This is a genomic window from Amycolatopsis sp. SID8362, from assembly GCF_010550475.1.
Taxonomy (GTDB): domain Bacteria; phylum Actinomycetota; class Actinomycetes; order Mycobacteriales; family Pseudonocardiaceae; genus Amycolatopsis; species Amycolatopsis eburnea.
Genome location: NZ_JAAGNB010000113.1, coordinates 1 through 5,984, shown reverse-complemented (window position 1 = coordinate 5,984; position 5,984 = coordinate 1). Strand labels below are relative to the sequence as shown.

Here is a 5,984-nt window from a genome sequence, read left to right as displayed (position 1 = left end):
CAGCCGCTCGCGGGCTTCGGCCATGCTCGGCCGCTCGCCCGGCTCGCTGCGCAGCAGGCTCATCAGCAGCGCGGTGGCCGCGCCCGCCTGCACCGGCGGGTTGATCTGGCCGTTCGCGGCCGCGTAGAGCAGCGCGAGCTGGTTGGTGGTGTTGCCGTACGGCGTGGTGCCTTCGATCGCCTGGTAGAGGGTCGCGCCGAGGGCGAAGACGTCGGAGCTGGGCACCGGGTCGGCGCCGCGCGCCAGCTCGGGCGCCAGGTAGGCGGGCGTGCCGCCGATCAGGCCGGTCGCGGTCAGCGTCATGTCGCCGGCCGCGCGCGAGATGCCGAAGTCGGTGATCTTCGCGGTGCCGGTCTCGTCGATGAGGATGTTGCCCGGCTTGACGTCGCGGTGGACGATCCCGGCGCGGTGCGCGGCCACCAGCGCGGACGCGACCTGCTCGCCGATGCGGGCGATCCGGCCGAGCGGGAGTGTGCCCTCCTCGGCGAGGATCGTGGAGAGGCTGGGCCCGTTCAGGTACTCCATCACCAGGCACGGGTCGCCGTTGTGCTCGGCGATGTCGAACACCACGATGGCGTTCGGGTGCTGGAACCGGGCCGCGTTCTTCGCCTCGCGCATCGCGCGCTGGCGCATGTTGTCGCGCTCGGTCTCGGAGACGCCCGGCTGGGGCAGGATCTGCTTGATCGCGACGGTGCGCTCGAGGCGCACGTCGGTGGCGCGCCACACGACACCCATGGCACCGCTACCAATGTGCTCGACGAGGCGGTAGTGCCCCGCGATCAGCTGACCGGTGTCGATGGCGACTGCTCCTGACGAAATTCCCGGTGGTGGTGACCCTGCTCAGCGCGTTTCCGCTTCGCGCACCCGATCGAGTGTAGCGGTCGGCCCGGTGCTCTTCGCGTCAGCCAGCCGGTCCGGCGGGCTCCGGTTCGGGCACCGGCGCTCGTTTCCGGAACACCCGGACCAGGCCGATCGCCCCGGCCAGCGCGAACACGCCGTAACAGACGAGCAGCGCCGGCGGCGTACCGCCGGTCAGGGCGTCGCCGAGGACGACCACGGCGACGGTGCCGGGCACGCTCCCCAGCAGCGTACCGGCCAGGTAGGGGACCGGCCGCACGGACGACACGCCGCAGAGGTAGCTGAACGGCGCGAACGGGACGACCGGGATCAGCCGCAGCGAGGTGATGGCCAGGACCCCGCCGTCGGAGAGCCGGTCGTTCACGGTTTTGACGGCCGAGCGGTGCAGGTGGCGGGTGACGAGGTCGCGGCCGAGCAGCCGGGCCAGCCCGAACGACAGCGCGGCCGCGATGGTAGTGGCGACCAGCCCGATCGCGATCCCGGCCGCGGTGCCCACGAGGAGCCCGGCGGCGAGGTTGAACACGGTTCGCGGGATCGGCGCCACGGTGAGCAGCGAGTAGGCGACGAGCAGCACGAGCGGCGTCGCGGCCCCGGTGGTGGCCGTCCAGGCCCGCAGTTCGGCCGGCCCGGGGATCGGCAGCAGCACCGCGGCCGCCGCGAAGACGGCGAGCACGGCGAGCGCGCAGATCAGCTTGGTGCGGCCGGACACCCGGTCGAGCCTACCGGCGCCGCTTTCACGTGAAAGCGGCGACCTGGGGCCCCGGCAAAGTCACCACGGCGCTCCTGGTCCGGTGACAACCGCTCCGCACGTAGTGAATGACTCATTCATGTCGCCGGACGACATGAATGAGTCATTCACGTCGTCGGGCGGGTGGTTCGGGAGGGGCCGGTGAGCGCGATCACCGCTAGCGTGGCCGCATGCCGAAGCACGGAGATCCGGTCGAGTACGAGGTGGGCGGGCGGACGGTCCGCGTCTCGAGCCCGGACAAGGTGTACTTCCCCCAGCGCGGCATCACGAAGCGCCAGGTCGTCGAGCACTACATCACCGTCGGCGGCCCGCTGCTGCGCGCGATCGGCGAGCGGCCGACCACGCTGAAGCGCTACGTCGACGGCGTCGAGGGCGAGTGGTTCTACGCCAAGCGGGTGCCGAAGGGCGCGCCGCCGTGGGTCGAGACGGCCGAGATCACCTTCCCGTCGGGCCGCAAGGCCGCGGAGGTGTGCCCGACCGAGCCCGCGGTGTTCGCCTGGGCGGCCAACCTGGGGACGTTCGACTTCCACCCGTGGCCGGTCCGCCGCGCCGACGCCGACCACCCGGACGAGCTGCGCATCGACGTCGACCCGCCGGACCGCGCCGGTTTCGCGGACGCGGTGGAGGTCGCGCGGGTGGTCCGCGAGGTCCTGGCGGACGCGGGCCTGACCGGCTACCCGAAGACGTCCGGCGGCCGCGGCGTGCACGTCCTGGTCCGGATCCGCCCGGAGTGGGACTTCATTGCGGTCCGCCACGCGGTGATCGCGCTCGGCCGCGAGGTCGCGCGGCGCATCCCGGAGAAGGCGACGATCGCGTGGTGGAAGGAGGAGCGCGGCGGCCGCGTCTTCCTCGACTACAACCAGGCCGCGCGCGACCGCACGGTGGCGTCGTCCTGGTCGGTCCGCGGCACCCCGCGCGCGACGGTCTCGACCCCGCTCACGTGGGACCTGCTGGACGAGGTCGACGCGGACGACTTCGACGTCCTGACGATCCCGGCCTTCTTGAGCGAGCACGGTGACCTCCACGCGGCGATGGACGCGGAGGCGTTCGGCCTGGAGACGGCGCTGGAGTGGTACGAGCGGGACCTGCGGGACGAGGGGCTGGGGGACATGCCGTACCCGCCGGACTACCCGAAGATGCCGGGGGAGCCGAAGCGGGTGCAGCCGAGCAAGGCCCGCCCGGAGTAGGTGCTTCGGGAATACCCCCGCTGTAACGAGCGGCACATCGGTGTCGAGCGCCACTCGTCAAAGCTTTAATCGGCCTGCCCGAAATACTCCCAAGAACGCGGAGTGATCACCCGGGCGCCCGCTGTCGCCTTTCGGGTCACAAATGGCGCACGGCCTTCTTCGAGATCACGATCACCGGCTTCGCTGGCGTAACGTGCGGTCCCGAATCGATGACTCCCCGGGCAGGGCCGGGCAGCGGGTTCACGGAAGGAGGCCCTCGTGGACGACCTGATCGCATTCCTCGCCGCGCGCGTGGGCGCACGGCAGGCGTTGATCATGCAGGCCGTCAACAAGGCGAAGGCCGGCGACGCGATGAACCGCGGGGAGACCAAGGTCGCCGTGGAGCAGCGGATCCGCGGGCTGAGCGATCTCGACCTGGACGCGGTCAACCAGATGATCAACGAGATCGAAGCGACGCGGCGGATCCTGCTCGCCCACCGCACCACGGTCTCGGAGAAGGTCCCCGGGTTTCCGCTCTACGGCAGCGAATACTGGTGTGAGACCTGCCACGTGCCCGCCGACGAAGCGGGCTCCAACTGGTGCCTCACGCTGCGCCTGCTGGCCCTGCCCTACGCCGACCATCCGGACTACAGCGAGCGCTGGCGCCCCTGACGGGAATCCCGTTCACGGCCGCGCGTTGCACTTCGTGTGAAGTTCTCGGTGCTCGATCGCTCGCCCGTGCGGCGTGACGGCGGGCCGGCGCGGGCGCTGCGGGACACCGTCGCCTTCGCCGCCGACGTCGAACGGCTGGGGTACCACCGGTTCTGGGTGTCCGAGCACCACGGCGTGCCCGGCGTGGCCGGGTCCGCGCCGACCGTGCTCGCCGCCGCCGTGGCCGGGGCCACCGGGCGGATCCGGGTCGGGACCGGCGGGGTGATGCTGCCGAACCACCGGCCGCTGGTCGTGGCCGAGCAGTTCGGGGTGCTGGAAGCGCTGTACCCGGGCCGGATCGACATGGGGCTCGGCCGGTCGGTCGGCTTCACCGCCGGCGTTCGCGAAGCACTGGGCCAGGGCAAGGAAGCCGCCGACGGGTTCGCCGCGCAGGTGCGCGAGCTGCTCGGGTTCTTCACCGGTGAGCACGCCTATCCCGGCGTCCACGCCTACCCGGCCGAGGGGCTGCGCGTGCCGCCGTTCCTGCTGGCCACCGGTTCGGGTGCCGACCTCGCCGCGGAACTCGGGCTGCCGCTGGTGATCGCGCCGGTGCGCGGGGAACGCGCCATGGCCGAAGCCGTGACGCGCTACCGCGACGGGTTCCGGCCCGGCGAGTGGGCGCGGGAGCCGTACGTCGTTGTCTCGACGGCGATCGCCGTGGCGGACACCGCGGCCGACGCGCGGCGGCTGCTCGTCTCGGAAGCCTGGGCGACGGTGTATTCGCGCTCCCACGGCGTCTTCCCGCCGCTGTCGCCGCCGTCGGAAGTCCTGGCGCTGCCCATGACCGACCGCGAGCGCAGGCGGCTCGAAGAGACCCTCGACGGCCAGATCTCGGGCACCCCGGCCGAAGTCGGCGACCGGCTCGGGACACTGGTCGCGGCCGCGGGCGCCGACGAGGTATTGGTGACGACGGCCGCCTACGACCAATCCGCGCGGCTCGATTCCCTCGCCCGGCTGGCCGATCTCCACGCCCTTGTGTGAGCTGATTTCCCGATAGCGGGAGATCGCGTCGGAGAATTACCGCTGGTGCATTTCCGCGGCCCGGCGATACAGTTTCCGGCGTGACTGCCGGGTCGGCCTCGAGCCGTGAGCAGACGGGGTACCCGGCTGCGCCGTGACCTCCGGGCGGGCCCGTGGCCCGCCGCCTCCCGCACGTCTTCCGTCATCGGAACGTGCGCGGGAAGGAGGTGAAATCGCATGTCCCAGTGGCAAGAGTTCGTCGCGGCCCACAGCGAGGGCGGCGTCCTCGACGGCGTCGTGGCGCGGACGCTGCCGTTCGGCGCGTTCGTCGAAGTGGCGCCCGGTGTGCACGGTCTGCTCGTGACCGACCGCGTCCCCGAGCAGGGCAGCCGGGTGACGGTCCGCATCGAAGCCATCGACGTCGAACGGCGCCGGTTCAGCCTGGTGCGGGCGTGATCTGAGCCGGGTGAGGCAGGGCGCCCTGCCTCACCCGAGCACGAACGGCAGCCGCGCGGCCAAGTCGCCCAGTGCGTCGCGCTCGGCGTCCGTGGGGGACCGGCGGCCCGTCGCCACCAGCAGCACGTCGGTGTCCGAGAACGACGCCGGGAACGCCGTCCCGGCGATCTTCTCCAGCATCTCCCGCGTCCGGGACAGGCCCTCCGGAGGTGGCGGCGGGGCCGCGGGCAGGTGGGCCACCAGGTCCAGGTGGTGCAGCGTCCACTCCAGCACGTACGCCGAGAGGTAGTCGCCCGCGGTCAGGACCATCTCCTGCGTCGAAACCCGCATCGCCGGGTCGGCCAGGTCCGCCGCGCGGCCGGCCGCCGCGCCCACGTCGTCGAGGTGGAACTTGAGCAGCGCGGGGTCCTCGTACGCCGCCGCCAGGCGGACGATCAGCGCGTCCAGCGGGTCTTCGCCGGTCGGCGGCTCGGAAGCCAGCGCCCAGTACGACACCGAGTCGTGCGTGACCGCGGCCGAGGACGGCGTGACCAGCGTGATCAGCACGTCCTGCGCGTCGATCACCAGGTGGCACACCAGGTCCCGGACCAGCCAGCCCCGGCAGCCCGACGGCTCGGCGAAATCGGCGTCGGGCAGGGCGGCCACTGCGGCGCGCAACGCCGCCCACGTGCGCGAAAAGAGATCCACGGCGGCGAAGCTAGCAGGGTCAGAGCCTCAGCTGCAGCTGAGTAAGGATGCGCTGCGCGGGGTCGTCGAAGTCCACTCCGGACACCTCCGTCGCGCGGCGGACGCGGTAGCGCACGGTGTTCGGGTGGATGTTCAGCACCCGCGCCGCGGCCCGGACGTCGCCGAACGCGTCCAGCCAGGCCAGGACGGCCGGGACGAGGATGCCGCCGTGCTCGGCGTCGTGGTCCGCGAGCGAAACCAGGCGCGGGTCGCGGATGCGCGGCTGCCCGGCGAGGTACGCCAGCACTTCCGACAGCAGCACCTCGGCGCGGACGTCGGCCAGCGAGGCGACGTCGGCCGCCCACTGCCCGCGGGCCATGGCGCCCAGGACGCGGTCGGCGTCGCCCCGGGACGCGGCC

Annotated in this window: 8 protein-coding genes; 4 read left to right on the top strand and 4 right to left on the bottom strand. The window is 72.4% G+C overall.

Going from position 1 to position 5,984, the window contains the following annotated elements:
- Together G3I65_RS04080 and G3I65_RS04075 are read right to left on the bottom strand one after the other, a co-directional pair.
- The coding region (locus G3I65_RS04080; RefSeq protein WP_166639647.1) for a serine/threonine-protein kinase at positions 1-783 on the bottom strand (783 nt) is incomplete at its 3' end.
- A 118-nt stretch (positions 784-901) separates the two neighbouring features.
- A complete protein-coding gene (locus tag G3I65_RS04075) occupies positions 902-1,567 on the bottom strand; it encodes a TVP38/TMEM64 family protein (RefSeq protein ID WP_160694877.1) in 666 nt (221 codons plus the stop codon).
- Positions 1,568-1,776: 209 nt separating this feature from the next.
- Between G3I65_RS04075 and G3I65_RS04070 the strand changes: the two genes are divergently transcribed.
- The 4 genes from G3I65_RS04070 to G3I65_RS04055 all read left to right on the top strand — a co-directional run bounded on the left by G3I65_RS04070 (position 1,777) and on the right by G3I65_RS04055 (position 4,899).
- Positions 1,777-2,793, top strand: a complete 1,017-nt coding sequence (locus G3I65_RS04070; RefSeq protein WP_160694875.1) for a DNA polymerase domain-containing protein — start codon at positions 1,777-1,779, stop codon at positions 2,791-2,793.
- Between the two features lie 258 nt (positions 2,794-3,051).
- Entirely contained in the window at positions 3,052-3,444 is a 393-nt protein-coding gene (locus tag G3I65_RS04065) for a DUF6221 family protein (RefSeq protein WP_125315816.1), read from the top strand.
- A gap of 48 nt (positions 3,445-3,492) precedes the next feature.
- On the top strand, positions 3,493-4,464 hold the full coding sequence (locus G3I65_RS04060; protein ID WP_309235253.1) for an LLM class flavin-dependent oxidoreductase: 972 nt from the start codon (positions 3,493-3,495) through the stop codon (positions 4,462-4,464).
- 216 nt (positions 4,465-4,680) lie between these two features.
- On the top strand, positions 4,681-4,899 hold the full coding sequence (locus tag G3I65_RS04055; RefSeq protein ID WP_160694871.1) for a S1 RNA-binding domain-containing protein: 219 nt from the start codon (positions 4,681-4,683) through the stop codon (positions 4,897-4,899).
- 30 nt (positions 4,900-4,929) lie between these two features.
- Here G3I65_RS04055 and G3I65_RS04050 read toward each other — a convergent pair whose 3' ends face one another.
- Both G3I65_RS04050 and G3I65_RS04045 read right to left on the bottom strand, forming a co-directional pair.
- On the bottom strand, positions 4,930-5,586 hold the full coding sequence (locus G3I65_RS04050; protein ID WP_163046637.1) for a maleylpyruvate isomerase N-terminal domain-containing protein: 657 nt from the start codon (positions 5,584-5,586) through the stop codon (positions 4,930-4,932).
- Between the two features lie 19 nt (positions 5,587-5,605).
- The coding region (locus tag G3I65_RS04045) for a CdaR family transcriptional regulator (RefSeq protein ID WP_160694869.1) at positions 5,606-5,984 on the bottom strand (379 nt) is incomplete at its 5' end.